At 50.3% G+C, this 24,236-nt stretch carries 28 protein-coding genes; 9 read left to right on the forward strand and 19 right to left on the reverse strand.

Going from position 1 to position 24,236, the window contains the following annotated elements:
- Nucleotides 1-156: 156 nt before the first annotated feature.
- Nucleotides 157-1,008: a glyoxalase III HchA gene (hchA, locus tag LG381_RS13410; protein WP_000218185.1), complete on the reverse strand. Its 852-nt coding sequence runs from the start codon at nt 1,006-1,008 to the stop codon at nt 157-159.
- A 571-nt stretch (nt 1,009-1,579) separates the two neighbouring features.
- Here hchA and LG381_RS13415 point away from each other — a divergent pair.
- Entirely contained in the window at nt 1,580-1,984 is a 405-nt protein-coding gene (locus LG381_RS13415) for a universal stress protein (RefSeq protein WP_024165183.1), read from the forward strand.
- Between the two features lie 88 nt (nt 1,985-2,072).
- Here the strand turns inward: LG381_RS13415 and ompC are convergent, their stop codons facing one another.
- Nucleotides 2,073-3,260, reverse strand: coding sequence for a porin OmpC (ompC, locus tag LG381_RS13420; RefSeq protein WP_225762531.1), 1,188 nt, complete (start codon nt 3,258-3,260; stop codon nt 2,073-2,075).
- A gap of 648 nt (nt 3,261-3,908) precedes the next feature.
- On the opposite strand from ompC, the gene drpB reads away from it, so the two are divergent.
- The 4 genes from drpB (at nt 3,909) to vsr (ending at nt 6,861) form a co-directional block, all read left to right on the forward strand.
- Entirely contained in the window at nt 3,909-4,190 is a 282-nt protein-coding gene (gene drpB, locus LG381_RS13425; RefSeq protein ID WP_300979982.1) for a cell division protein DrpB, read from the forward strand.
- Nucleotides 4,191-4,229: 39 nt separating this feature from the next.
- Nucleotides 4,230-4,925, forward strand: coding sequence for a phosphohydrolase (locus tag LG381_RS13430; RefSeq protein WP_225762532.1), 696 nt, complete (start codon nt 4,230-4,232; stop codon nt 4,923-4,925).
- A 66-nt stretch (nt 4,926-4,991) separates the two neighbouring features.
- The gene (dcm, locus tag LG381_RS13435; RefSeq protein WP_225762533.1) at nt 4,992-6,410 is read left to right on the forward strand and encodes a DNA-cytosine methyltransferase; all 1,419 of its coding nucleotides are present in this window, start codon (nt 4,992-4,994) and stop codon (nt 6,408-6,410) included.
- The gene (vsr, locus tag LG381_RS13440; RefSeq protein ID WP_225762534.1) at nt 6,391-6,861 is read left to right on the forward strand and encodes a VSPR family DNA mismatch endonuclease; all 471 of its coding nucleotides are present in this window, start codon (nt 6,391-6,393) and stop codon (nt 6,859-6,861) included. Before dcm ends, vsr begins: the two co-directional genes overlap by 20 nt.
- Here the strand turns inward: vsr and yedA are convergent.
- Nucleotides 6,850-7,770 (reverse strand): drug/metabolite exporter YedA, encoded by a 921-nt coding sequence (gene yedA, locus LG381_RS13445; protein ID WP_001212251.1) that lies wholly within the window; start codon nt 7,768-7,770, stop codon nt 6,850-6,852. The genes vsr and yedA overlap by 12 nt on opposite strands.
- Nucleotides 7,771-7,941: 171 nt before the next feature.
- Here yedA and LG381_RS13450 point away from each other — a divergent pair, with 171 nt between their 5' ends.
- From LG381_RS13450 to dgcQ, 3 genes are all read left to right on the forward strand, one after another.
- The gene (locus LG381_RS13450) at nt 7,942-8,859 is read left to right on the forward strand and encodes a DUF808 domain-containing protein (protein ID WP_225762535.1); all 918 of its coding nucleotides are present in this window, start codon (nt 7,942-7,944) and stop codon (nt 8,857-8,859) included.
- A 78-nt stretch (nt 8,860-8,937) separates the two neighbouring features.
- A complete protein-coding gene (locus LG381_RS13455; protein ID WP_000011629.1) occupies nt 8,938-9,120 on the forward strand; it encodes a DUF2158 domain-containing protein in 183 nt (60 codons plus the stop codon).
- 315 nt (nt 9,121-9,435) lie between these two features.
- The gene (dgcQ, locus tag LG381_RS13460; RefSeq protein ID WP_077629652.1) at nt 9,436-11,130 is read left to right on the forward strand and encodes a cellulose biosynthesis regulator diguanylate cyclase DgcQ; all 1,695 of its coding nucleotides are present in this window, start codon (nt 9,436-9,438) and stop codon (nt 11,128-11,130) included.
- Here the strand turns inward: dgcQ and LG381_RS13465 are convergent.
- On the reverse strand, nt 11,127-11,942 hold the full coding sequence (locus tag LG381_RS13465; protein ID WP_225762536.1) for a mannosyl-3-phosphoglycerate phosphatase-related protein: 816 nt from the start codon (nt 11,940-11,942) through the stop codon (nt 11,127-11,129). The two genes, dgcQ and LG381_RS13465, sit on opposite strands and share 4 nt — an antisense overlap.
- Before the next feature lie 296 nt (nt 11,943-12,238).
- Entirely contained in the window at nt 12,239-12,466 is a 228-nt protein-coding gene (gene yodD / locus LG381_RS13470; protein ID WP_010346997.1) for a peroxide/acid resistance protein YodD, read from the reverse strand.
- A 162-nt stretch (nt 12,467-12,628) separates the two neighbouring features.
- Here yodD and dsrB point away from each other — a divergent pair, with 162 nt between their 5' ends.
- Nucleotides 12,629-12,817: a protein DsrB gene (gene dsrB, locus LG381_RS13475; protein WP_000867217.1), complete on the forward strand. Its 189-nt coding sequence runs from the start codon at nt 12,629-12,631 to the stop codon at nt 12,815-12,817.
- Between the two features lie 43 nt (nt 12,818-12,860).
- On the opposite strand, the gene rcsA is transcribed toward dsrB, so the two are convergent.
- From rcsA to fliF, 14 genes are all read right to left on the reverse strand, one after another.
- Nucleotides 12,861-13,484, reverse strand: coding sequence for a transcriptional regulator RcsA (gene rcsA / locus LG381_RS13480; RefSeq protein ID WP_000104005.1), 624 nt, complete (start codon nt 13,482-13,484; stop codon nt 12,861-12,863).
- Nucleotides 13,485-13,773: 289 nt separating this feature from the next.
- Entirely contained in the window at nt 13,774-14,559 is a 786-nt protein-coding gene (gene fliR / locus LG381_RS13485; protein ID WP_000942311.1) for a flagellar biosynthetic protein FliR, read from the reverse strand.
- Nucleotides 14,560-14,567: 8 nt separating this feature from the next.
- A complete protein-coding gene (gene fliQ / locus LG381_RS13490) occupies nt 14,568-14,837 on the reverse strand; it encodes a flagellar biosynthesis protein FliQ (protein WP_000187358.1) in 270 nt (89 codons plus the stop codon).
- Nucleotides 14,838-14,846: 9 nt separating this feature from the next.
- Nucleotides 14,847-15,584, reverse strand: a complete 738-nt coding sequence (fliP, locus tag LG381_RS13495) for a flagellar type III secretion system pore protein FliP (protein WP_225762537.1) — start codon at nt 15,582-15,584, stop codon at nt 14,847-14,849.
- Nucleotides 15,584-15,949: a flagellar biosynthetic protein FliO gene (fliO, locus tag LG381_RS13500; RefSeq protein ID WP_010351023.1), complete on the reverse strand. Its 366-nt coding sequence runs from the start codon at nt 15,947-15,949 to the stop codon at nt 15,584-15,586. The genes fliP and fliO overlap by 1 nt, the downstream gene beginning before the upstream one ends.
- Before the next feature lie 2 nt (nt 15,950-15,951).
- Nucleotides 15,952-16,365, reverse strand: coding sequence for a flagellar motor switch protein FliN (fliN, locus tag LG381_RS13505; RefSeq protein ID WP_001281690.1), 414 nt, complete (start codon nt 16,363-16,365; stop codon nt 15,952-15,954).
- Complete coding sequence (fliM, locus tag LG381_RS13510; protein WP_010346990.1) at nt 16,362-17,366, reverse strand: flagellar motor switch protein FliM; 1,005 nt, start codon at nt 17,364-17,366, stop codon at nt 16,362-16,364. The genes fliN and fliM overlap by 4 nt, the downstream gene beginning before the upstream one ends.
- Before the next feature lie 4 nt (nt 17,367-17,370).
- Entirely contained in the window at nt 17,371-17,835 is a 465-nt protein-coding gene (gene fliL / locus LG381_RS13515; protein WP_000133127.1) for a flagellar basal body-associated protein FliL, read from the reverse strand.
- 104 nt (nt 17,836-17,939) lie between these two features.
- The gene (locus LG381_RS13520; protein WP_225762538.1) at nt 17,940-19,067 is read right to left on the reverse strand and encodes a flagellar hook-length control protein FliK; all 1,128 of its coding nucleotides are present in this window, start codon (nt 19,065-19,067) and stop codon (nt 17,940-17,942) included.
- Complete coding sequence (gene fliJ, locus LG381_RS13525; protein WP_000807573.1) at nt 19,064-19,507, reverse strand: flagellar export protein FliJ; 444 nt, start codon at nt 19,505-19,507, stop codon at nt 19,064-19,066. Before fliJ ends, LG381_RS13520 begins: the two co-directional genes overlap by 4 nt.
- A 21-nt stretch (nt 19,508-19,528) precedes the next feature.
- Complete coding sequence (gene fliI / locus LG381_RS13530; protein ID WP_000213313.1) at nt 19,529-20,899, reverse strand: flagellar protein export ATPase FliI; 1,371 nt, start codon at nt 20,897-20,899, stop codon at nt 19,529-19,531.
- Complete coding sequence (fliH, locus tag LG381_RS13535; RefSeq protein ID WP_225762539.1) at nt 20,899-21,585, reverse strand: flagellar assembly protein FliH; 687 nt, start codon at nt 21,583-21,585, stop codon at nt 20,899-20,901. Before fliH ends, fliI begins: the two co-directional genes overlap by 1 nt.
- Nucleotides 21,578-22,573: a flagellar motor switch protein FliG gene (gene fliG, locus LG381_RS13540; protein WP_000067966.1), complete on the reverse strand. Its 996-nt coding sequence runs from the start codon at nt 22,571-22,573 to the stop codon at nt 21,578-21,580. Before fliG ends, fliH begins: the two co-directional genes overlap by 8 nt.
- A complete protein-coding gene (fliF, locus tag LG381_RS13545; RefSeq protein ID WP_225762540.1) occupies nt 22,566-24,224 on the reverse strand; it encodes a flagellar basal-body MS-ring/collar protein FliF in 1,659 nt (552 codons plus the stop codon). The genes fliG and fliF overlap by 8 nt, the downstream gene beginning before the upstream one ends.
- Nucleotides 24,225-24,236: the final 12 nt, after the last annotated feature.

The following is a 24,236-nucleotide window of genomic DNA, read 5'->3' on the forward strand; positions in this document are numbered from 1 at the left end:
GCAAAAATACTTGTATTGCATAGCTTCAATGTACATTTCAATCTGAAGTCGATGCAAAGTGAAGGTAAGAGAAGAGATAAAACGTCAGCAATCAGAGTGATCATCTAAGTGGGGGAAATACCCCCACTTTTTTATTATACCGTAAGTGATGTCCGATTAACCCTGGTATGCAGCCAGCATTTCCTGTGCTGCGAGTTTACCCAGCGCATTCGCTGCAAAAGGACTGTCGCCGGTGAGAAGTTTACGATCCTTATGTACCCGGCCGGTAATATCATCATTGATGATATTCATTCCCATTTTCTTCAGTTCTTCACCAAAGTACCAGGTCAGATGGCCAGGCATATAGCCAATATCTGGCGTTTGTTTGTCTGCGGCGTCAGGGAACGCACAAATGGAATAACCGTTCAGCGGGTTATCACCATGACGAAGTGCCAGAAACGCAGCCGGACCATGGCAGAGAGAGATAACAAAACGGTCATTTTCAACTGCCCATTGTAGAGCGGTTGCAACTTCTTTGCTTTCCGGTAAGCCAATGAGAGCGCCATGACCGCCGGGAACAAAAATTGCTGCGTACTCGCTGTCTGCGTTTAAGTTGGCGACAATATCCGCTAATTTCTTCGGATTGCGGAACAAAGATTTGTGTTGCTCAAAGAATGGCATCACTTTTTCATCTTTGTGCGGCATAGCCCAGTATTCAAACTTCGTCATCAGGCCGGAGATGGTCGCAACTTCGAACTCGAAACCTGCTGCATACAGGTGATACAGCGGCAGCAACGTTTCAATCGGATGGTTGCCCGTTGAGAACAGTTTACCGTTATCGGTCGGCAGATAACGTTCGTCAGCGGCGATCACCAGAATTTTGTGCTTGCCGCTATACGGTTTTGGATAGTCCACTCCATCAAGATCAGATACCGGGCTGGTATACTGACTAAGCGAAAATTCTGAAGGGAAGAACGCATTATCTTCAGCAATATCGATCTGCGGATTCTTACTTGTTTGAACAGTCATAGTGTATTCCTTATTGTAACTTAGGTAGGTTAGTCACTATATTCGCGACTGAGCTGGGTGCTATATTTAACCAGGAGCGTAAAATGAGTCAATATACCGAAAGCGGTAGGAGAGTATGTTAAATATGGTTGGGTAAATACACAGCTATTATCGAATAGTGATCTCACCGATTCCACCTTATTTGCAATAAAAACTCAAAGCGTAGCAATATATTGTAGTCCATTTTTCAGAAAAGATGAGATTGCATATCCTCGTTACAGAGGGGGAGTGCAAAATTCGTAAATGAGATTTTTAGCAAAAAAATAATGATGAAACTGCCCTGTAAGGCCGTGAATCGCGAAAAAATGATGATCCAGATTAAGGTTTAACTGATGGCAGATATGATTAATTACATGGCATCAGATGTGCTAATTACAGGAGCTGCCTGGAGTTGCTCTGCCAGGAGTGGCCAAGGCGCAGCTGATTTAATGTGCCCAATGATGCTGTATTTATGGCGTAAGTATAAAATTTAACAGATAAATTAATTATAACGTAAATTCTTTTTATATTCAGATGTTTTCAGGGATTTTCTATGTACCGAAATATTGTTATTCCGGTGAATGTCTTTTCCCGGGATGATAGAGAGCAAGCATTTTATCATGCACAATTTTTCGCCAACGTTTCATCAGGGCATGTTCATTTGCTTGGCTTTATACCGGAGTATGTAAGGATACTGGAGCGGGGATATGTTTCTGACATGCATCGTTTGGAATATGTGCTACGTGATCAGGCTTTGCGCCGTTTAGCTACACTGGCAGAACAGTTGGTTTTGCCTGAAGGGTTTATCCATACCTATGTTTATCTTGGGACTCTTCCGGAAGGGGTGAAGGAACTGGCTGAACAGCAACTGGAAGATGTTATTGTGCTGGGAGCTACTCAGGAATTGGGTTTTGTCGATATGCTACGGCAGTTTAGCGTGCCGCTGTTGCTGATTTGATGACGATAAAAAAGCCTGAGTTCGATGAGGGACGAACTCAGGCGGGTATATAGGTTTTTACAGTAACACGCCGAGGCGCGTTGGCTGATTAGAACTGGTAGACTAAGCCTACAGCAACGATATCATCGGTCGCGATGCCGTTTGCTTTGTAGAAGTCATCATCGTTGTCCAGCAGGTTGATTTTGTAATCAACATAGGTGGACATGTTTTTGTTGAAATAGTAGGTTGCACCGACTTCAACGTATTTAACCAGATCTTTGTTGGTGTAACGCGGGTCGCCGTTGCCGTCATGAGCCCAACCGCCTAAATCCTTACCTTTAGATTGCAGGTAAGCGATGGACGGACGCAGACCGAAGTCGAACTGATACTGAGCTACAACTTCAAAGTTCTGTGTTTTGTTAGCGATAGCATCAGCGTCACCATAACCCGTCATATTACGAGTTTCAGCATACATGGCTGCTAAGTAAACGTTATTAGCGTCGTATTTAGCGCCAACGGTCCAGGCTTCAGCTGTTTCACCGCCAGCTGTTATATCATTTCTATCACCGGCACGGGTATTATGAAAATCAGGTTTTGTTTGTTCATCAGTACGGTCAGAATTGGAGTAAGCAGCACCCAGGCTTAAACCGAAGTCAAAGTTATAGGAGGTTGACATACCATAACCATCGCCATTTTCTTTAGACAGTTTACGACCATCGCCGCTACCGGAGCCTTCCTGACCAAAGAAGAAACCCTCCCCGGAGCCTTCATTATTACCCTGATATTGCAGAGCAAAGTTCAGACCATCAACCTGACCGAAGAAGCCATTGTTACGGTAGGTTGCTACACCATTGGTACGGCCGTTCATGAAGTTGTCGGCGCCAGCATAAGTATCGCCACCAAATTCAGGCAGCATATCGGTCCACGCTTCGATATCATACACAACACCGTAGTTACGACCGTAGTCGAAAGTACCGTTCTGACCGAAACCTAAACCAGCGAACGCCAGACGGGTTGCTGAGTTATCACCGTCACCTTCAGTACCATTTGCTTGCAGGTTGTATTCCCACTGACCGTAACCAGTAAACTGGTCAGCGATCTGAGTTTCGCCTTTGAAACCGATACGGGCATATGACATGTCGCCATCAGCGCCCGAGTTGTCAGAAAAATAGTGTAGACCCGCTACTTTTCCGTAGAAATCCAGTTTATTACCATCTTTATTATAGACTTCAGCCGCATTTGCTGCGCCAGCAACTAATAACGCCGGGACCAGCATTGCCAGAACTTTTCTTTTCATTATGTATTCCCTTGTGATTATAATCTTCATGAATATAAAAATAAGTGCCGTTATCCAAAAAAAGCACATTTGGATACTATTCTATGAAGTTCATTTTATTTTAAGAAATACATGTAACAAATGTATTTAAAAGATTTCAAAATGTTTCTAATCTATTTAATATAATTCACGATTATGAGTTAAAACCATAAATATTCACGACATTTATGGTTTTATATCAAATAGTTATTGGTTTTTGATAAGAATGGATTGCGTCAATGATTGTTTCGCTAAAAATCGTGTGTGATCTTGCGCACATTATAAAACGACATAAAAAAAGCCGGCATCATGCCGGCTCAAAAATATAAACAAGACGATAAAAGGCTAATAACGGAGTTATCATGACACAGAAAACAAAAAAGGTATAATTGTATTCCTCGCTGATATATTGAATTAGTGAATTAATAAAACTACGATCAAAGTTAAATAAAATTTTTAATAGCTGTTTTTCCAGTAATTATTGCCATTGAACAAAAATCATCTATTTGTTCAAAAAATGAATGAGACTTGACTGGCTCAACCGATGTGGAAAAATGTGACTTTCATCACACAATAGGATCAGGTCTTAATTTTCCGGGTTATCTCAAAATGGAGCATGGTTCGACAACAATGGAAGAAAGACTCTCTCGCAGCCCTGGCGGCAAACTGGCTTTGTGGGCTTTCTATACATGGTGTGGCTATTTTGTCTGGGTGATGGTGCGTTACATCTGGGTAATGAGTCGGATCCCCGATGCCCCCGTGTCAGGATTTGAAAGTGATTTAGGTTCAACTGCGGGAAAGTGGTTAGGTGCGTTAGTGGGATTTTTATTTATGGCTATGGTCGGGGCATTGTTAGGTGGTATTGCCTGGTACACCCGACCACGGCCTGCGCGAAGCAGACGCTATGAGTAAAAACTGCTAAGGTTGCGCCCCTTTGGCAGCGGAGCGCGTATGAACTTACAACACTGGCAGGCACAATTTGAACGTTGGTTGAAAAACCATCATACACACCAGGACGCGGCTCATGACCTGTGTCATTTTCGTCGCGTCTGGGCGACAGCGCAGAAACTGGCGGCAGATGAAGACGTCGATATGCTGATCATTTTAACCGCCTGTTATTTTCATGATGTCGTGAGTCTGGCGAAAAATCATCCGCAACGGCAGCGTTCCTCTTTACTGGCGGCAGAAGAAACGCGTCGCATTTTAAGTGCGGAATTTGCTGATTTTCCGTCAGAGAAAATAGACGCCATTTGCCATGCCATCGCGGCACACAGTTTCAGTGCGCAAATTACGCCTTTAACGGTGGAAGCCAAAATCGTGCAGGATGCAGACAGGCTGGAAGCATTAGGTGCGATAGGTCTGGCGCGCGTGTTTGCTGTTTCAGGTTCATTGGGGATGGCGCTATTTGACGGTGAAGATCCGTTCGCGCAACGTCGCCCACTCGATGATAAACGCTACGCGCTGGATCATTTCCAGACGAAGTTGCTGAAACTACCGCAAACTATGCAAACGGCAAAAGGTAAACTGCTGGCACAACATAACGCCCGTTTTCTGGTGGAGTTTATGGCTAAGCTCAGTGCCGAACTGGCGGGCGAGAATGAAGGTGTGGATCATACGGTGATTGATGCGTTTTCGCCGGTTGACTGACCGCGTAGCCCTAAACAGAAGTAATTATGTTACCCTGTCGGCCATCTCAGATGGCCGGTTAAATCTATGCAGGAAAATATATCAGTAACCGATTCATACAGCACCGGGAATGCCGCACAGGCAATGCTGGAGAAACTGCTGCAAATTTATGATGTAAAAACGCTGGTAGCGCAACTTAATGGCGTGGGAGAAAACCACTGGAGTCCGGCGATTTTAAAACGTGCGCTGGCTAACGACTCGGTGTGGCACCGCTTAAGCGAAAAAGAGTTCGCCCATTTGCAAACGTTGTTACCCAAACCGCCAGCACATCATCCGCATTATACGTTTCGCTTTATCGATCTCTTTGCCGGTATTGGAGGCATCCGTCGCGGTTTTGAATCGATTGGCGGTCAGTGTGTATTTACCAGCGAGTGGAATAAACATGCGGTGCGCACCTACAAAGCTAACCATTATTGCGACCCGGCGACGCATCACTTTAATGAAGATATCCGCGACATCACTCTGAGCCATAAAGAGGGTGTGAGCGATGAAGTGGCGGCAGAACATATTCGTCAGCACATTCCTGAACATGATGTTTTATTGGCCGGTTTTCCTTGCCAGCCGTTTTCACTGGCTGGCGTATCGAAAAAGAACTCACTTGGTCGTGCGCACGGTTTCGCTTGCGATACCCAGGGCACGCTGTTCTTTGATGTAGTGCGTATCATCAATGCCCGTCGTCCGGCGATTTTTGTGCTCGAAAACGTCAAAAACCTGAAAAGCCACGACCAGGGCAAAACATTCCGTATCATCATGCAGACGCTGGATGAACTGGGCTATGACGTGGCCGATGCCGAAGATAATGGCCCGGACGATCCGAAAATCATCGACGGCAAACATTTTCTGCCGCAGCACCGAGAACGCATCGTGCTGGTGGGCTTTCGTCGCGATCTGAATTTGAAAACAGATTTCACCTTGCGGGATATTAGTGACTGCTATCCGGCACAACGTATTACGCTGGCGCAGTTACTGGACCCGGTTGTCGAAGCAAAATATATCCTGACGCCGGTGCTGTGGAAGTACCTCTATCGCTATGCGAAAAAACATCAGGCGCGCGGTAACGGCTTCGGTTACGGAATGGTTTATCCGGACAACCCGCAGAGTGTTACGCGTACGCTTTCTGCTCGTTATTACAAAGATGGTGCGGAAATTTTAATCGATCGCGGCTGGGATATGGCCACAGGTGAGAAAGATTTTGACGATCCGCAGAATCAGCAACATCGTCCACGTCGGTTAACGCCTCGAGAATGCGCACGCTTGATGGGCTTTGAAGCACCCCATGAAGCAAAATTTCGTATTCCGGTTTCTGACACTCAGGCCTATCGCCAGTTCGGCAACTCGGTGGTAGTACCGGTATTTGCTGCAGTGGCAAAATTGCTTGAGCCAAAAATCAAACAGGCGGTGGCGTTGCGTCAGCAAGAGGTACAACATGGCCGACGTTCACGATAAGGCCACGCGCAGCAAAAACATGCGCGCGATTGCCACGCGCGATACGGCAATCGAGAAACGTCTCGCCAACTTATTAACCGGGCAGGGGCTGGCGTTTCGTGTTCAGGATGCCAGCCTGCCCGGACGCCCGGATTTTGTCCTCGATGAGTATCGCTGTGTAATATTTACACATGGCTGTTTCTGGCATCATCATCACTGTTATCTGTTTAAAGTGCCTGCTACACGCACTGAGTTCTGGCTGGAGAAGATTGGCAAAAATGTAACGCGTGACAAGCGGGACATTAGCCGCTTACAGGAATCAGGTTGGCGTGTATTGATTGTCTGGGAGTGTGCGTTACGCGGACGGGAGAAATTGACCGATGCGGCGCTTGCCGAGCGTCTGGAAGAGTGGATCTGCGGCGAGGGCGCCAGCGCGCAGATCGACACTCTGGGGATTCATTTACTCGCGTGATCCATCCTGAATGACTGGCGCGACAATCGGTTTTGCCGGGAAGAGATATTTTCCCAACGTGACCAGCACTACTGCGAAGACAATCACGCCCAGCGCCAGCCATTCAATCTTCGACAACGTTTCGCCGCCCAGCCCCGTACCCAGCAAGACCGCGACTACGGGGTTAACGTATGCATAGCTGGTGGCGAGAGCCGGGCTGACATTGCGGATTAAATACATATAAGCATTGATGGCGATGATCGAACCAAACAGCGCCAGATACCCGACCGCAAGGAAGCCCGAAAGAGAAGGGAGCTTCGCCAGTTTTTCACCTGCAATCATCGACGCGATCATTAACACCACTCCAGCCGCCAGCATCTCAATGGCGCCCGCCATCATTCCTACTGGTAGGGTAATGCGCGAGCCATAAACCGAACCAAACGCCCAACTCACAGAACCGATCAAAATCAGAATCGCGCCCCACGGATTGCCGCTTAAATTACCGCCGCTATTGAGCATGATGATTCCGGCAAGCCCAATGGCGATACCCACCCATTCCAGCTTGCGCGTTTTAATGCCAAACAGGCGACTGAAACAGAGAGTAAAGAGAGGTACTGTTGCCACCACCACGGCGGCAATGCCGGAAGGAACATTTTGATGTTCAGCCACCGTTACCATACCGTTACCGACAGCAAGCAGTAATAAACCAATCAACGCGGCATTAAGCAGGGGACGCAGTGGCGGCAATTTGTGCCCACGCAGCAGTAAAAAGGCCATTAATAAAATACCGGCAGCCAGAAACCGCACGCCTGCCATCATTAACGGTGGCCAACTTTCAACCCCAATCCGAATGACAAAATAGGTTGAGCCCCAAATGATATACAACGCAAACAGCGCGCCAAAAAGCGGTAACAACTGGCGGAAACGCATAATCCCTCACGATGGAAATAAAAAGGTTGTTCATAGTAAACGTGAAAATCATTTCGCTGGCGAGAGATATAATTGTGTTTGATTGTTAAAAAAATGTTGACCTGTGAAGCAAGTATCAGCCGGGCCGATTTTGCTTCATACTTAGCGCGTCAACGATAAAAATGAGAGGGAATGCTTTTGGCCGGGAGTAGTTTACTGACATTGCTCGATGATATCGCCACTTTGCTGGACGATATCTCCGTGATGGGCAAGCTGGCGGCGAAGAAAACCGCTGGTGTATTAGGGGATGACTTGTCGCTCAATGCGCAGCAAGTTTCAGGTGTGCGTGCCAATCGGGAGTTGCCCGTGGTCTGGGGCGTGGCGAAGGGATCGCTTATCAACAAAGTGATTCTGGTGCCGCTGGCGCTGATCATCAGTGCTTTTATCCCGTGGGCGATTACGCCACTGTTGATGATTGGTGGCGCATTTCTCTGCTTTGAAGGGGTAGAGAAGGTGCTGCATATGCTGGAGGCGCGTAAGCACAAAGATGATCCGGCGCAAAGTCAGCAGCGTCTGAAGGCACTGGCGGCGCAAGATCCACTGAAGTTTGAAAAGGACAAAATAAAAGGGGCGATTCGAACCGATTTTATTTTGTCTGCGGAAATCGTTGCCATCACGCTGGGGATTGTGGCGGAAGCGCCGTTGCTTAATCAGGTGCTGGTACTTTCAGGGATCGCACTGGTCGTGACCGTGGGTGTTTATGGTCTGGTGGGTATCATCGTTAAGATTGATGATTTGGGTTACTGGCTGGTGGAAAAATCCAGTACGGTTATGCAAGCGACAGGCAAGGGGTTGTTGATTATTGCCCCCTGGCTGATGAAAGCGTTATCGATAGTCGGTACGTTGGCGATGTTCCTGGTCGGCGGCGGTATTGTGATACATGGCATCGCGCCGCTGCATCATGCGATTGAACATTTCGCCGGGCAGCAGAGTGCGCTGGTCGCAATGATATTACCGACTGTTTTAAATCTGATTCTTGGTTTTATCATCGGTGGTATCGTCGTGTTGGGAGTGAAAACGATAGCGAAATTGCGCGGTCAGGCACATTAATATTCTCATTGGCTATTATGCAAAATTCGCCATTCTCGACTAAGGTGAACAAGTTTCACTCGAAAAAAGGAGGCGAGTATGAGCTTTGTGGTTAGTGAGGAAGTGACGGTCAAAGAGGGCGGCCCGAAGATGATTGTTACTGGGTATTCCAGCGGCATGGTTGAGTGTCGGTGGTATGACGGTTACGGTGTCAAACAGGAAGCCTTTCATGAAACTGAGCTTGTTCCGGGGGAGAGGCGTCGTTCGGCGGAAGAAGCCTGAAAGCGTATAATTAACACCAAGCCGGATAAGGCATTCATGCCGCATCCGGCTGTTGTGCCAATGTCTGCATCGAATGCCTGATGCGACGCTGGCTAGTCTTATCATGCCTGGGTTATAAAAATAATCGATGTCTGGCGGTAGAATCAAAAGTAGGCCGGATAAGGCGTTCACGCCGCATCCGGCTGTTGTGCCAATGTCTGCATTGAATGCCTGATGCGTCTTATCATGGCAACATTATAAAATTATTGCTGTTTGGCGGTACGTTATCGCCAGGTTATGCCAGAATCATAAGAAAGCAGGTTGGGAGTCGTCAGGGTGCAGCACGAGACAGAAATGGAAAACCAGAGCTGGCTGAAAAAACTCGCGCGCCGCCTGGGGCCTGGTCATGTCGTTAATCTCTGCTTTATTGTGGTGTTGATCTTCTCAACGTTACTTACATGGCGTGAAGTGGTGGTTCTGGAAGATGCCTATATTTCAAGCCAGCGTAACCATCTGGAAAATGTTGCCAACGCGCTTGATAAACAACTGCAATATAACGTTGATAAATTATTGTTTTTACGTAACGGGATGCGTGAAGCCCTCGTTGCGCCGCTCGATTTCACTTCTCTGCGCAATGCCGTTACCGAGTTCGAACAACGTCGCGATGAACATGCCTGGCAGATAGAACTCAACAGACGGCGCACCTTGCCAGTAAACGGTGTCTCGGATGCGTTAGTCAGTGAGGGGAGTCTGCTTTCCCGCGAAAATGAATCCCTGGATAATGAAATTACCGCCGCGCTGGAAGTTGGTTACTTACTGCGCCTGGCGCACAACTCCTCATCAATGGTTGAACAGGCGATGTATGTCTCGCGCGCCGGATTTTACGTTTCGACGCAGCCGACACTATTTATGCGTAATGTGCCTGGGCGTTACTACGAATTTGTCACCCAACCCTGGTTTATCGGTCATTCACAACGAGAAAACCGTCAACGTGCGGTGCGTTGGTTTACCTCCCAGCATGAGCATAACAATGCTACTGAACCACAGGTCACTGTAAGCGTGCCGGTCGATAATAATAATTACTGGTATGGCGTATTGGGGATGAGTATTCCCGTGCGTTCAATGCAGCAATTTTTACAAAATGCTATCGATAAAAATCTCGATGGCGAATATCAACTCTATGACAGCAAACTGAAATTATTGACCTCATCTAACCCGGATCATCCTGGCGAAGATCTCTTTGATCCTCGTGAACTGGCATCACTTGCGCAGGACATTGAACACGATACGCGCGGTGGGATTCGGATGAACAGCCGCTATGTTAGCTGGGAACGGCTGGATCATTTCGATGGCGTATTAGTGCGTATCCATACGCTTAGTGAAGGTGTACGTGGTGATTTTGGCAGCATAAGTATTGCATTAACCCTGCTGTGGGCGCTCTTCACCACCATGCTACTTATCTCCTGGTATGTGATTCGCCAGATGGTAAGCAATATGTTTGTCCTGCAAAGTTCGCTGCAATGGCAAGCGTGGCACGACACCTTAACCCGCATGTATAACCGTGGTGCACTGTTCGAAAAAGCGCGTCCGCTTGCTAAATTGTGCCAGACACATAAACATCCTTTTTCTGTCATTCAGGTCGACCTTGACCATTTTAAAGCGATTAATGACCGCTTTGGTCACCAGGCAGGCGATCGTGTGTTGTCACATGCCGCCGGATTAATTAGTCGTTCATTGCGAGCCCAGGATGTTGCCGGACGAGTTGGCGGCGAGGAGTTTTGTGTGATTCTGCCGGGCGCTAACCTGGAGCAGGCAAAAGAAGTTGCCGAACGCATTCGTCTGAAGCTGAATGAAAAAGAGATGTTGATTGCCAAGAGCAAAACTATCCGCATTAGTGCTTCGTTGGGGGTGAGCAGCAGCGAGGAAACCGGCGATTATGATTTTGAACAATTACAGTCGCTTGCCGATCGTCGGCTTTATCTCGCTAAACAGGCAGGGCGTAATCGGGTTTTTGCGAGCGATAACGCTTAACGAGCGGTGAAAAAGTGATCCAGTCCTTCGCGCCAGCCTTCCGGTCCTTCTCGCTGCGTTCGCCAGACCCTGGCAGGCTCCTCATTTTGCAGATGAACACCTTCCCGGTTTAGCCCTTTCACAATGACTGCGTAATCCATCACCTCCAGTAAGGGGGCATCATTTGGACCATCGCCTAAGCCGATCGTCGTCGGACGTTCTCCCCCTGATTGTTGATATATTGCGATGATCCAGTTAGCTGCCTGATCTTTTCCGGCAGAGGCATCCAGTACATGCCAGAAGCGAGCGCCTTGTACAAACTGTAACCCCAGCTCGTTCAGGCGGGCGGTAAATTGCGCCATTCGCTCGTCACTGTCGCGCCAGATGAGCGTGGCTGAGGCTTCATGCAACTGCGTCAGCGCCGCCTGGCTGCGGCTTAATCCCGTCCATTCCGCAATGGTTGTATCATCGACATCATCAAAGGTGGTGAATTTGAAATGTTCTTTCTCGCGCAGCGTATTCAACACCAGACTGATTTCACTATGGGCAATGCCCGAGATGATCCGGGGAAAACCGTCGATATCTTGCCATTGATGATCCAGTTGGATCACCGCGCCGTTTTCGGCAATCATCGGCAACCCTTGTAGCCCCACGTTTTTTTGCAGGTACAGCATTTCCGCTGACGTTTTACTGCTACAGAGAATCACAGGCACACCTGCTTCCCGTAAACGGTTTAACCAGGGAGCGGCAGGCTGCCAGTCATAACTATGACTATCTAACAGGGTGCCATCGAGATCGGTGAAAATCAGCAGTGGTTGTTGAATTGAAAGCATGGTAGCGCATACTCCCTTTACCAGGATGTTTCTCAAAATAGCACGATTTGTATTTGATCATTTTTCGGGAGCGATCCCGCTCGTAGCAGAGCTCGTAAGGGGTGACGGAAGTCACAGTTCCATTCATTAATGACATTAATCATTCGCGCAAAGAATATTTCCTTGTCAGCGAAAAAAATTGCAGATAAGGTGATGAACACATCAGATTTCCTGGTGTAACGAATTTTTTAAGTGCTTCTTGCTTAAGCAAGTTTGATCCCGACCCCCACAAGGGTCGGGATTTTTTTATGTTGCATTTAGCGGTTCACTTCCGAGACGCTAAAGTCATGGATGTCCAGCTCAAAGGCATCCGCTAATTCACGCCATGTATGATATTCACGCCCATCAACGCTGACGTGCTCAGAATCGCTCTGGCTGCGATGAACTTCGCTTTCGCTAATTTCATTGATCGCCGCCAGCAGGGCATCGACATCGACGCTGACCTCTCGTTTTGCGGTATCGCTGTACTCTTTTGCGGTCTTCATCATCTTTCCTCGCAACCGTTACTCATTTGTTGCTGCCGACCGTTAGGTCAGCCTGGCATCTCTTAAGTATAGACCGTCGAGAAAATCAGCACTCGCGTGCGCCCGGCGCTGCCAGAAAAACGAAATTGTTCTACACTGGCACAAAGCCACAGGAGGAAAACGATGAAGGTGAATGATCGGGTAACAGTCAAAACGGATGGCGGTCCGCGTCGTCCTGGCGTGGTACTGGCAGTTGAGGAGTTTAGTGAAGGCACAATGTACCTGGTTTCGCTGGAAGACTACCCGCTCGGCATCTGGTTCTTTAATGAGGCAGGGCATCAGGACGGTATCTTTGTGGAGAAAGCAGAGTAATTTTATTCAGTCTGACTGGTGGGAAACCACCAGTCAGAATGTTTTAGCGCATGTTGACAAAAATACCATTAGTCACATTATCCGTCAGTCGGACGACATGATAGATAACCTGTTTATTATGCGTTTTGATCTTACGTTTAATATTGCCTTTATGCGATGAAACGGTCTTGGCTTTGATATTCATTTGGTCGGAGATTTGAATGGTTCCCTGACCTGCCATCCACATTCGCAACATACTCGATTCGGTTCGACTCAATGATAATGTCGGCATATTTAAAACAGTGGCCATCGTTGTCTCTTTTTTCAGAATATCGCCAAGGATATCATCGAGAGATTCCGGTTTAATCGATTTGGAACTGATCAATAAATTTTTTCTGACCAACAGATATTCATCAAAATGAACGTTGGCAATCGCCATAAAAACGATAAATAACGTATTGGGATGTTGATTAATGATGTGCTTGATGCGTTGACTGTTAGAAGTATCGTGGATAAAACAGTCCTCATTAATAAACACCACTGAAGGGCGCTGTGAATCACAAGCAATGGCAAGGTCATCAACGGTTTCGATGTCGTTGATTTCTCTTTTTTTAACCCCTCTACTCAACAGATACCCGGTTAAACCTAGTCGGGTGTAACTACATAAATCCATAATAATCGTTGACATGGCATACCCTCACTCAATGCGTAACGATAATTCCCCTTACCTGAATATTTCATCATGACTAAACGGAACAACATGGGTCACCTAATGCGCCACTCTCGCGATTTTTCAGGCGGACTTACTATCCCGTAAAGTGTTGTATAATTTGCCTGGAATTGTCTTAAAGTAAAGTAAATGTTGCGATATGTGAGTGAGCTTAAAACAAATATTTCGCCACAGGAGTATCCTGGAAGATGTTGTCTGATTTTATTTTTCAGATAATCCTTAGGATAACACGATAAACATTATGGAATCATATTGCTGGAAATTCGCTAATAATGTCCGCCAGTAAATTAAAAATTTCACTAAATAAATGTTCGCAAAATGGAGCAATTAACGGCATTAATGCTGCCATTAATGAAATGCCGACCGTCAGCGTTAATGGAAAACCGATAACGAAAATTGATAATTGCGGAGCCATACGATTAAGCAATCCCAGCGCCAGATTCAGCGTCAGCAGCAGGGTAATAAGCGGTAATGCCAGCATAAATCCGTTGAGAAAAATCAAACTTCCCGCTTTGGTGAGTGCCAGAAAAGCATTGCTGTTAAGCGGTTCGCCACCAATCGGCAGGGTGTGAAAGGTATCGACCAGCAGCGAAATCAACCATAAATGACCGTTAAATGTCAGGAACAGCAGTAACGCCAGCATATCCATGATGCGCGCTAAGACGGGCATATTGAGATGGCTACCAGGATCCACAAACGTCGCAAATGACAGCCCCATTTGCAGACCGATAATTTCGCCTGCGGTTCGTACAGCGGCAAAGGCAAATTGCATGGTAAAGCCAAGCGCAATGCCAATCAGGATCTGCTGCATTGCCAGCCACAGGGCATTAAACGAAAAAATGGAAACATCGTTGGCAGGTAATGCCGGAGCTATGGCGAACGTGATCATCATTGCGAGACCCAGTTTCACCCGTTTCGGCACGCTGCGTTCGCTCAAAATGGGCGCGGTAGAAATGAGCGCCAGCACGCGCAGTAATGGCCAGAAATACAGGCTTAACCAGGAAAGCCATTGATCGCTTGTCACCTGCAACATAGTACGGGTTACCCGATGATATACGGCAGGTTAGTGAACAAGGTGCGGACGTAATCCAGCAACAGGTTGAGCATCCACGGTCCGGCAATAATAATGGCGATAAATACGGCGATAATTTTCGGAATAAACGACAGCGTCATTTCGTTAATCTGCGTGGCAGCCTGCAAAATGCTGATGATAAGGCCAGTGACCAGCGCCACCAGCAGCAGCGGGGCAGCCAGCGCCAGCGCGACTTTCATCGCTTCTGTCCCCATCATCATGACCGATTCGGGTGTCATTTTGCCTCTCTAGCTGTAAAAGCTCTGCGCCAGCGAACCGACAAGCAATTGCCAGCCATCCACCAGCACAAACAGCATCAGTTTAAAGGGCAGAGCAATGGTGGCGGGTGGAACCATCATCATCCCCAACGCCATCAAAACGCTGGCAATCACCAGATCGATAATCAAAAAAGGAATGAAAATCGTGAAGCCTATCTGGAATGCGGTTTTTAACTCGCTGGTCACGTAGGCCGGGAGCAAAATGCGCATCGGCACAGCCTCCGGTCCCTGCAACGGGCCAGTATTCGCCAGTCTGGCAAACAACCCTAAATCCGCCTCGCGGGTCTGACGCAGCATAAATTCACGCAGCGGCGGCGCCCCTTTTTCCAGCGCCTCCTGCATGGAGATTTTCTCTTCGCTGAATGGCTGGTATGCATCGACATAAATTTTGTCGATCACCGGAGACATAATAAAAAAGGTCAAAAACAGCGCCAGCCCCAGCAATACCTGGTTGGGCGGCGCGGAGGGCGTTCCCAGCGCGTTACGTAATAAACCAAAAACAATGATGATGCGGGTGAAGCTGGTCATCATCAGTAAAATCGCCGGAATAAACGTCAATGAGGTGATGAACACCAGCGTCTGCACCGGGAGCGACCAGCTTTGTCCACCGCCAGGTAGCGGCTGGCTGGTGATACCAGGCAGTTGCGCGAACGCGAGGGGCGTAACCAGCCAGAGAAGAACCGGCGCGACAGACAACAAACGACGCATCAGGATCTCCCGCTACGCTTGAGCAAGTTTTTCATGACCGACTGAAAATCGGCCTGTGGTATCTCTTCTGTGGGTGCTGAAGGGGGAAGTTTATGCAGCAAATTGATTTGCCCTGCGGTAACGCCGAGCACCAGCCGCGCATCGTCCACATCGACCACCACGACCCGTTCACGCGCGCCCAGCGAGGCGCTGGCGCTAATTTTCAGACCGTTAACGCCAGTGCGTTTAGGGGCAAATCCCAGCCGTTTTACCAGCCAGGCAGCAGCGAGGATCAGGACAATAATGGCAATCAGTGCGCCACTCACCTGAAGGAGCGGCGCGGTGGAAACTGGCGCAGAAGATTGCACAGTGGCGTGGTTATTCATCACTAACGGCTCAGGCGGCGCATTCGCTCAGACGGGGTAATGATATCGGTGATCCGCACGCCGTATTTATCGGCAACGACCACCACTTCGCCCTGGGCGATTAAATAGCCGTTGATCAGAATATCCAGCGGTTCGCCCGCCAGACCGTCCAGCGCCACGACTGACCCTTGCGTCAGACGTAACAGCTCTTTGATGGTCATACGTGTGCGACCCAGCTCGACGGTCAGCTTAACCGGAATATCCATAATCAGGTCGATATCCTGCAATGTTCCACTGACGTCGCCGCCGCCAAGCTGCTGGAACACGGCTTCAGTCGCGCTTTTGCCGCTTGTTGATTTTTGTTCGCTCAACGCTTCAGCCCACAGATCGTCCATTGCGCCGTTGTTGTCATCGGCCGGATTATTCAAGTCACTCATTTGGGCTGTTCCTCGTTCAGAGAATTCAAAATCGGGTTAATCAAATGTTCTATCCGTAACGCATATTGACCGTTGATGGTGCCGTACTGGCTGGTCAGTACCGGAACGCCGTCAACATGGGCGATGATGCGATCGGGTTTTTCTATCGGCAGGACATCGCCGGGTTTCAGTTTCAAAATCTGCGACAGGCGCAGCGATATATCGGCAAAGTTGGCGACCAGTTCCAGCTGTGAGTGCTGCACCTGACGCACCAGGTTATCGCGCCAGTTCTGATCTTCATTACGCGAGTTTTCCAGCGGCGGGTTAACCAACAATTCCCGTAGCGGCTCGATCATGCTGAATGGCAGGCAGATATTAAATTCGCCGGTCAGGTTGCCAATTTCGACATGAAAAGGCGTGTTAACCACAATGTCGTTCGGCGAGGTGGTGATATTGGTAAATTTCACCTGCATTTCGGAACGCACGTACTCTACTTCCAGCGGATTAATCGCCTTCCAGGCGTCGCTATAGCCTTCAAGTGCCAGCTTCAACATGCGGTTGATGACGCGCTGTTCGGTATGCGTAAACTCGCGACCTTCTACTTTGGTCGGGAAGCGACCATCACCGCCAAACAGGTTATCCACGGCGATAAACACCAGACTTGGCGAGAACACCACCAGCCCGGTGCCGCGCAGCGGTTTCAGATGGATAAGGTTCAGGTTGGTCGGCACCGGCAGGTTGCGGGCAAATTCATGATACGGCTGAATGCGGATCGCCCCGACGGTAATGTCCGGGCTACGGCGCAGCAGGTTAAACAGCCCCATGCGGAAATGACGGGCAAAACGCTCATTAATGATTTCCAGCGCCTGCAAACGTTCGCGCACAACCCGTCGTTGGGTATTGGGATCGTACGGACGAATATCACTTTCGCCGCCAGCACTGGTTGTCGGTTCGTCTTTGACCTCGCTGTCGCCATTCAACAGCGCATCAATTTCAGCTTGAGAAAGAATACTATCGCCCATGTCGTTATCGCAGAATAAAAGCGGTATACAGCACGTCGGTGACATCCTGTTTCGGTTGCCCGGCAACGAGCGGGGTGGAGAGTGTGGCTTTAATTGCGGCAATCAGCTTTTGCTTGCCTTCTTCAGTTGCCAGCACGGCGGCATCCTGGCGCGAAAACAGTAACAGCAAGCGACTGCGGACTTCCGGCAAATACTCGCTCAGGCGCGAACGGGTGGCTTCATCTTTCAGTCGCAGTGTTATGCCGATATAAAGCACGCGATCCGCTTCGCCCAGATTGACCGTAAAAGTGTCCAGTGCATAGAAGACAGGTGAGAGTACGACGTGTTGCTGTGCTTTGTCGTCAGTAGCAGCCTGACGCGAATGCCAGTAGCTGTAACCCGCGCTGGCGCAGGCCGCGAGAGTAATAAATACCAGGATCGGGAGCCAAAGCGATCGCTTGCTTTTCTTGCTTATCGCGTAATCAGTCATGTGTTGCGGTCTTCCTGTGTCGCTACTGCTTATCGGCTAATTATCCTGTGTCTTAAGCGCGGCAAAGCGTGGAAAAGACGTGGATTACGGTGCCACCTCTGACGTTAGGCGAAAATATCAACGCCGCTATTGCCTGTTGCACGCCCTTGTAAAGAGGCGGGAACCGGCAGTGCATCGTCATCTTCGACAGCCAGGTGTTCATGGCTTGTTGTGCGCGGACTTTGCTGTTGCTGGGACGCGGCCTGCTGCTGACCGTTAAAACTCTCGCCGCTGATATTGCTCTGTCCTAACTGAATACCGCTTTCTGCCAGTTGTGTGCGCAGTGCTGGCAGAGCCGCCTCCAGTGCCGCGCGAACGTGCTGATGCGGCGAAACCATCTGGATTTGCGCCTGGTTGTCATCCACCTTAAGGGAGATTTGCACCTCGCCTAAATCCTGCGGATGCAAACGCAGCTCGGCACTTTGTTGTCCCTGACGGGTAAACAGCGAAATATGCTGGCTTAATGATTGTTGCCATTCGTGAGAACCCAGCGGTGCACTCAAAACAGGCGCTGCGACGGTGGGCAGTGGCTGCGTCTGGTGCGAAGTGATTAGCGGACTGGCGGCAGCGGTCACCGGCGATGGCGTGCTGATGACTTCCGCTTTACTCTGGGCTTCAGCAATCAGCGGTGTTAATGGCTGAGTTGGAGCGCCAGGGGCGTCGTCAGTCTGTGCTGTGGTGAGTTGCGCAGAAGTCAGTTTTGTGAAGAGCGTTGGCTTCTCTGTCGGTAACACGGTTGACGGCGTATTAGTCACTTTGGGTGTATTGTCAAAACCCGGTAACATCGCGAAAAGGGCGCTCAGGCTTGCGGTGACGTCTTCATTAAGATCATCCGCTTTTTCGTCTTTTACTGCGTTTTTGTCTGACACCGCTGCCAGCGTCATCGCCTGAGCGGCGGTTAACGGTGTTGATGTGGCGTGTTCGTCATTAACGACTGGCGGTGTATCATCCACAGGGAGCAGTAAATCCGCTTGTTGCGCATCAGAAAGAATATCACTCACCAGCGGTTCGCCTTTTGTGGCAGGTTTATTTGTTGCCACCAGCAATTGGATCGCAGCTTTGTCGGTTGTTGTATCGTCTGCTAATGCCCCGCTCAACAATGCGAGAAAATCTTGAGCGACATCACTGGCTTTGCCGCCGGGCAATGCGGAGGTGTCAACGTCAGCGGTAATCAAGGGCGCTAAGCGAATCATTCTGGTTTCCTCATGGCGGCGCGCTGGGCGAACTCATCCATCTTTTTCTGATCGAGGCGGTTTTCTGCCAGTAGCGCCGCCGTGGATTGCCGTTCCTGTAGTGTCTGCCAGGCCTGCAAACGTTGTTTTTTCTCCCGCCAGTTATTCAGGGCAACATCAACTTTTTGTGTCCACTGCGTGAGTTGCTGGTGATGCTGGGTAATGGCTTTTTCCAGCGTCTGAATAAACTGCTGATAGTTGATCCAGCGGTTGCTGGTCATCCCGGCACTCATATCGCTATTCAGGTTGTTTCGATATTCATTCTGATAATCGATCAGCATTTTGAGTTGTTCTTCTGCCTGCTGACATCCGCGACGCATTTCACCCAACAGACGTGCGGCGTTATCCACCTCTTTTTCTGCCAGATCTTTCAGGGTCGCCAGTGCGCCATGTTCTGCCATCTGCTGTTATCTCCTGCGTAGTCACACTGTCGGAAAAATACGTTCCAGCCCCTGAAGAGAGTCTTCCCAGTCCGCGCGTTCAAAAATACCTTGTTGCAAATAGCCCTCCAGCTGCGGCCACAGGGCGATGGCTTTATCGAGCATTGGATCGCTGCCTTTGGCGTAAGCGCCGACACTGACCAGATCGCGATTACGCTGAAAGCTCGACAACAACTGTTTGAATGTGCGCACTCGCGCATAATGTTGCTCGCTGATTAACGCCGTCATTGCACGGCTGATCGACGCTTCAATATCGATAGCTGGATAGTGCCCGGCTTCCGCCAGTCGGCGAGACAGCACAATGTGACCGTCGAGGATTGCCCGCGCGGAGTCAGCAATCGGATCCTGCTGGTCATCGCCTTCGGTGAGCACGGTATAAAACGCGGTAATCGAGCCGCCGCCGCTGATGCCGTTTCCGGCACGCTCGACCAGTGCCGGTAATTTGGCGAATACCGACGGCGGATAACCTTTGGTGGCTGGCGGTTCGCCAATCGCCAGCGCAATCTCACGCTGAGCCATCGCGTAGCGGGTGAGGGAGTCCATAATCAGCAACACATGCTGACCACGATCGCGAAAATCCTCGGCAATGCGCGTGGCATAGGCGGCACCCTGCATTCGCAGAAGTGGGGAAACATCTGCCGGTGCGGCAATCACCACTGAGCGTGCACGTCCTTCAGCACCGAGGATATTCTCAATAAAATCTTTTACTTCGCGCCCACGCTCGCCAATCAAACCCACGACAATCACATCAGCGCGGGTGTAACGTGCCATCATTCCCAGCAGCACACTTTTACCGACGCCGGAACCGGCAAACAGCCCCATACGCTGCCCGCGCCCGACGGTAAGCAGGGCATTGATAGGACGCACGCCCGTGTCCAGCACATGTTCAATCGGTGTGCGTTGTAACGGGTTAAACGGCGGGGTAATCAGCGCACCGGTTTCAGTCGTATCGGGGGAGGGGAGGCCATCGAGCGGTTTACCGCTGCCGTCCAGAACGCGACCTAATAACGCCGAACCGAGCGGCAACTGTTTGCCGCTTTGCAGGCCATCGCCGGAGATATTTTTGGCATAAACGCGTGCGCCAGGTAGTACGCCTTCCACTTCCTCCAGTGGCATTAAAAACAGTCGTTGACCATTAAAGCCAACCACTTCGCTTTCTACTTCGTGAGTTTCAGTGCCGTTCTGGCGTTCAATCACACAGGTTGCGCCGAGCGGCAATTGCAATCCGGTAGCTTCCAGCACCAGCCCGGTGGCGCGGGTTAATCGCCCGTAGCGACGCACCGCAGGCAACTGCGCCATTTTGGCTTCAAAGTTGTCCAGTGTGGTTAGCCAGCGTGTCAGGCGCGTGGTCATTACACTACTCCCGGCGCTGCCAGACGGCAGAGTTCTTGCCAGCGAGTGGCGACACTGGCGTCGAGATCGCCTTCATCGGCGGAGACTTTGCAGCCGCCGGGATGGAGTGTCGGATCGCCCCGCAAGCGCCAGCCATGCAAACCTAAGGTTGCGCCGAGCATTTCATCGATGCGTTGCAGATCGTCCGGGTGTACGCGCAGCTGCGGTTTGCCGCTGAATAACGGTTCTTGCTGTAACAACTGCTGGATCTGCTTAATCAACGCCGCATTGTCCACCGTTGGCGTCTGACCGATCACCTGACGCGCCGCCTCCAGCGCCATCTGCATCAGGCGCGAAGCAATCACACTATCAAGCGCATCAAGCGTGGTTTGAAATTCGCTGACCAGTTGCTGCATCCGGGCATGAATCGGCGCTTGCTGGGATTTTGCTTGCGCCAGTCCTTGTTCCAGCCCCTGAGCGATCCCTTCCTGATAGCCTTGTTCGTGGCCTTGCTGGCGACCTTCGGTAATTCCCGCCTGATAACCTTGCTCATGGGCCTGCATTTGCAGTTGCGCCAGTTGTTGCTCAAGGTTGGGGTCGGCCTCTTCAGGAATGCTCTCTTCTGGCTCGACCATGGGTACAAACACCGCCTGCGGCGGCGCAAGATCGTCCGGTGTCCAGGTTTTCCACGGCAGATTATCAGACATAGGTATCCTCGCCGCTGCCAATCACCATCTCGCCGGTTTCGGCAAGACGGCGCACAATCAGCAGAATCGCTTTCTGTTCGTTCTCGACCTGCGACAGACGCACCGGACCACGATTGGCGAGATCGTCGCGCAGTATATCGGCGGCACGCTGCGACATATTGCGCAGGAATTTCTCGCGCAGTGGCTGCTCGGCACCTTTCAGGGCGATCAGCAGCGATTCTGAATCCACTTCCTGCAACAGGCGCTGGATGCTGCGATCATCGACATCCACCAGATTTTCGAACAGGAACATCTCGTCGATGATCTTCTGCGCCAGCTCACCGTCAAATTCACGCACGGCGGTAATAACCGCTTCTTCCTGCTGGGTTTTCATCAGGTTGATAATCTCGGCTGCCGTTCTCACGCCGCCCATTTTGCTGCGTTTGAGATTCTGACCGTCGAGAAGGCCATTGAGTACTTCGGTCAGTTCCGCCAGCGCGGCAGGCTGTACGCCGCCAAAGGTCGCAATACGCAACATCACGTCGTGGCGCAGACGTTCATCGAACAACGCCAGAATATCAGCGGCCTGGGCGCGCTTCAGATGCACCAGAATGGTGGCGATAATCTGCGGATGCTCATCGCGGATCAGATCGGCGGCGCTCTGCGGTTCCATAAAGTTGAGTGTCTCAATACCACTGGCGGTATCGCGAGTTTCGAGGATATCTTCCAGCAGGCTGGCGGCACGCTCTTCACCAAGGGCTTTGACCAGCACCGAACGTAGGTAATCGTTGGCGTTGATATTCAGTGCCGCGAACTGTTCAGCTTCTTGCTCAAACTCTGCCAGCACATCCGTTAACTGCTTATTGGAGATCTGCGTGACGTTTGCCATCGCCGCACTCAGGGTTTGCACTTCGCGCTGGGAGAGATGTTTGAAAACCTCTGCCGCCCGGTCTTCGCCAATGGTCATTAGCAGGATGACGCTCTTTTCGGTGCCTGTCAGGTTACTCATGATCGTTGTTTATCCACTGGCGAATGACCAGCGCCACCACGCGCGGATCGTTATCAGACATGTCACGGATACGCTGGCTCATTACTTCAGCTCCCAGACGTTGGTTAGTGCGGCGTTGCTGTAGTTGTTCGTCTTTGCTCAGGCGGACTTCTACCGCATCTTCCTCTTCCGCGCGGCTCTGTGCCTGTTGCTGTACAGCTTTCATCGTCTCGGTGCGACGTGTTAGCTGTGGGCGTACCGCTTTACGCCACAGCAGCCACGCCACCAGCAGCACCAGCAACCAGCGCCCGGCAGCCAGCAACTGATCGATAAATGCCTGCTGTTGCCAGAATGGTAGTTCTCCACCGCTTTCGTCACTGCTATTGAATGGCGAGTTGACGACATTGAGCGAGTCGCCGCGTTTTTCCGAAAAGCCCATCGCTTCGCGGGTCAGATCTTCAATCTGCTTCATCTGTTCGGTGCTGAGAGGCAACGGTTTTCCATCTGGCAACGTTTTGTAATTCACCACTACCGCAACGGATAAGCGTTGCACATCGCCCACGTTCATCTTGGTATGACGAATGGTGCGATCGACTTCGTAGTTACTGGTTTCATTACGCTGCGTGCTACGCGGTCCACTATTGCTGGTGGTGCTCGCCTGCTGCTGGCGATTATTTTGATTTGCCGGAGGCGTACTGATTGGTGCGTTATTCGCAGGCGCTGGCTGATTCGACAACGCACCCGGTACGCCGCCCGGATAACCGGAACCGCTTTGCTCGCTCTCATTAAGCTGGCGTGAGCGGAGCGCCGCCTGTGATTCGTTGCCGTTAGGGCGATACTGTTCTTCTGTTTGCTCTTTACTGGCGAAGTCCAGTTGTGCCGTTACCTGGGCGTGAATATTGCCGTTGCCGACAATAGGCGACAGGATCGCTTCAATACGCCGCTGAATGCGTCCTTCGACATCGCTGGCATATTTCAACTGGACGTCATTAAGGTCACGCCCGCTGGTGTTGGATTGGGTTAACAGATGTCCGCCCTGATCCACCAGCGTGACATTTCCTGGTGGTAGACCGGCAACCGCGCTGGAAACCAGATGTACAATGGCGCTAATTTGCCCTTCATCCAGCGCGCGGCCTGGCAACAAATTTACCGTCACTGATGCCGAAGGAGATTTTTGTTCACGAACAAATAAAGAGGGTTTTGGCATCGCCAGATGCACGCGCGCCCCTTTTACCGGGCCAATAGTTTCGATGGTACGGGAAAGCTCGCCTTCCAGCGCCCGCTGATAATTCACCTGTTCACTGAACTGGCTGATGCCAAATTTTTCCTGATCGAGCAGTTCAAATCCAACTGCACCGCCTTTAGGTAAGCCTTGCTGCGCCAGACGCAGACGCAGCTCGTGAACTTTATCGGCCGGAACTTCAATCGCGCCGCTGGCTTCGCTGAAGCGGTAAGGAATATTCATTTGCGTCAGTTGGCTGACGATTGCGCCACCATCCTGATCGGAAAGATTGCTGAATAACGTGCGGTAATCAGGGGCTTTTGCCCACAGAATTAACGCGACTATCACTGCCACCGCAGCGGAACCAGCAACAATCAGGGGAATTCTCGGATTCGCGCGCAGGCGATTGAGCCACTCAAGAGATTTTGTCTGGGCTGCGGTCGTATTCATCGCGCACCTCGC

The organism is Escherichia sp. Marseille-Q3837 (assembly GCF_916618735.1).
Classification (GTDB): domain Bacteria; phylum Pseudomonadota; class Gammaproteobacteria; order Enterobacterales; family Enterobacteriaceae; genus Escherichia; species Escherichia ruysiae.